General features: G+C 72.1%; 3 protein-coding genes. 2 read left to right on the forward strand and 1 reads right to left on the reverse strand.

All coding sequences use genetic code 11. From position 1 onward, the window contains the following. Positions 1–981, forward strand: a 981-nt coding sequence (locus tag ACLN58_RS20470) for a CehA/McbA family metallohydrolase (RefSeq protein ID WP_415857071.1), incomplete at its 5' end; no start/stop codon positions are given. 113 nt (positions 982–1,094) lie between these two features. On the opposite strand, the gene ACLN58_RS20475 is transcribed toward ACLN58_RS20470, so the two are convergent. After that, positions 1,095–2,132 carry a Gfo/Idh/MocA family oxidoreductase gene (locus tag ACLN58_RS20475; RefSeq protein WP_415857072.1) on the reverse strand — a complete coding sequence of 346 codons (1,038 nt, stop codon included), beginning with the start codon at positions 2,130–2,132 and terminating at the stop codon, positions 1,095–1,097. Between the two features lie 172 nt (positions 2,133–2,304). Between ACLN58_RS20475 and ACLN58_RS20480 the strand changes: the two genes are divergently transcribed. After that, positions 2,305–2,775, forward strand: a 471-nt coding sequence (locus tag ACLN58_RS20480) for a LacI family DNA-binding transcriptional regulator (protein ID WP_415857073.1), incomplete at its 3' end; no start/stop codon positions are given.

Here is a 2,775-nt window from a genome sequence, read left to right on the forward strand (position 1 = left end):
CACCTGCACACCGTCTACTCCGACGGCAAACGCACCCCCGCGGAGGTCGCCGCGGAAGCCCGCGCCGCGCGCCTGGACTTCATCGTCTCGACCGAGCACAACACGTCCGCCTCGCATGGCGCGTGGGGTCCGCTCGCGGGCGATGACCTCCTGATCCTCACGGGTGAGGAGGTCACGACCCGCAACGGCCACTTCCTCGCGCTCGGTCTCGAGCCGGGCACATGGATCGACTGGCGGTACCGGGCGCGCGACGGCGAGCTCGAGGGCGCGGCTGAGCGGATCCGCTCCGCCGGCGGCCTCGTGGTCCCAGCGCACCCGTACTGCCCGTTCGTGGCGTGCCGGTGGAAGTTCGGCTACGACTCCGCCGACGCCGTCGAGGTGTGGAACGGCCCGTGGACCGCGGACGACGAGTCCGCGGTCGACACGTGGGACGCCATGCTGGTCACCTCGACGCGCACCGAATCTGGGCGGACCGCAGGCCGCTGGCTCCCGGCGGTCGGGAACAGCGACGCCCACAGCGCGCCCCAGCCCGTGGGCCTCCCGCACAACGTCGTGAACGCGGCGGCGCTCTCCCGCGACGCCATTCTGGAGGGCCTCCGCGGCGGGCGGTCGTGGATCGCCGAATCGGCGGACGTCGCGATCGACTTCACGGCCGAGGCCGGCGGCACGGTCGCCGGGATCGGCGAGCGGCTCGCGGCGGACGACGGCGCGCCGGTCACCGTGACGGCGAGGGTCGCCGGGGTGCCGCACGGCGTGGTGCGCTTCGTCACCGACGAGGGCCAGACGCAGCAGGTCACGCTTCCGGGGTCCGGCGAGGGCACGAGCTCGTGGGTCACAACTCCGCAGCGGTCCGCCTATGTGCGCGTTGAGGTGCGGCACCCCAGGGTCGACGGCACGTCGGGCAGCGGCACCGCGATGGGCCCCGACCTCCCGCTCGGCCCCATGGCGGCCCTCACGAACCCGATCTTCCTCGGGCGGTAGACAGACGACGGCGGGGCGTCACCACGGGTGTCGAGCCCCCGCCGTCGGCCGCTCACCAACACAAGGCGACCCCACCGTCGTCGGCCGCCGGCGTCCCCAACACCTCACGCGCCTCAGGCTCGGGCCGGGACCTCGACCTTCACGGGCCGGCCCGTCTCGAGTGACTCCTGGGCGGCGTCCGCGACGCGCGAGGCCGCGACGGCGTCTGTGGGGGTGCAGGGGTTCTCGCGCTCGCCGAGCACGAGCTCGACGAACGCCGCGAGCTCGGCCCGGTAGGCGAGGTCGAAGCGCTCGGCAAAGGTCTTGTGCGTCTCGCCGGCGGGGAACGCGACGCCGGGCTCGGTCGAGCGGAGCGCGGTCTTCTCGTCGAGGCCGACCATGACAGAGGACTTCGAGCCCTGGACCTCAAGGCGGACGTCGTGGCCGGCTCCGTTGTAGCGGGTCGCGGAGACGGTGCCGACCGTGCCATCGTCGAACGTCACGACAGCGAGCGCGGTGTCGACGTCGCCGACCTCGCCGATCGCGGGGTCGCCGTTGTTCGAGCCGCGCGCGTAGACCTCCACGATCTCACGGCCGGTGAGCCAGCGGAGGATGTCGAAGTCGTGGACCGAGCAGTCGCGGAAGAGCCCGCCGGACGTCGCGATGAACTCGATCGACGGCGGGAACATGTCCCCCGTCATGGCGCGGAGCGAGTGGATCCAGCCGATCTCGCCCGCATCGAAGCGGCGCTTGGCCTCGAGGTAGCCGGCGTCGAACCGGCGCTGGTGCCCGATCTGCACGACGCCGCCTCGCTCGGCGATGTACTCGAGCACGGGCAGCGAGTCCGCGACCGAACCCGCAACGGGCTTCTCGCAGAACACGGGAATGCCCGCATCGACGCCGGCGCGGATGAGCTCGGGGTGGGTCGGCGTGCCGGTCGCGACGACGAGCGCGTCGATCCCGGAGCCAATGAGGCCCGCCGCACCGCCGGGCACGAACTCGGCCCCGACCTCGGCGGCGACGCTCCGCGCGTGCTCCTCGGCGACGTCCGTGAGCTTGAACGCGAGGTCGATGCCGCGGGCCGCGAACGGCTCCCGGAGTGCGGCAATGTTGCGCGCGTGCATGACGCCGATGCGCCCGACGCCGACGAGTCCGAGGGTCACTTGCTTCATGGGGCACTCCATTGTGTGTGGTGGGCACTGTGTGTGGTGCGTCAATTGGGAACGCAGTATCGGAACGCAATGTGGGAACGTTCCAAGGTTTCCCCTAGAGTATCCCTGTGACCGATGCCGCGGTCAAGGTTTGTGCTGACAATCCGCCTTTCGGCCGCGAGAAGGAGCCCCGATGGCAAAAGCCGTGACGATCCTCGACGTCGCCGCGCTCGCGGGCGTCTCGAAGTCCGCGGCCTCGCTCGCCCTTCGCGGCACGGGGTACGTGAGCGAGGCGAAGCGCCGCGCGGTGCTCGACGCCGCGGCCGAGCTCGGCTACCGCCCCAACGCCGCCGCGCGGGCCATGGGCTCGCAGCGCAGCGGGATCGTGGGCCTCATCCTCGACGACCTGCGCAATCCATGGTTCGTCCCCGCCGTCGAGGGCCTCTCCGACGGCCTGCACGGCGCCGGGCTGCGGCCGCTTCTGGGCGATTGGCGGCTCGAGGGTGGGCCGCTCGTCGAGCGATTCATGGAGCTGCGCGTCGAGGGGATCGTGCTCGTCGGCACGCTCGACGGCGCCGAACCGGCGCTCGCCGGCATCGGTCCCGTCCCGGTGGTCCAGGTCGGCTCGCCGCGCGCCCAGGCTCGGGGCGCTTCAATTGTCACC

The sequence above is a fragment of the Sinomonas sp. G460-2 genome (assembly GCF_047759905.1).
GTDB lineage: Bacteria > Actinomycetota > Actinomycetes > Actinomycetales > Micrococcaceae > Sinomonas.

Bases quoted from the DNA above. Each gene is read 5' to 3' on its own strand.
- ACLN58_RS20475 (WP_415857072.1), bottom strand. From the start codon at position 2,132: ATGAAGCAAGTGACCCTCGGACTCGTCGGCGTCGGGCGCATCGGCGTC.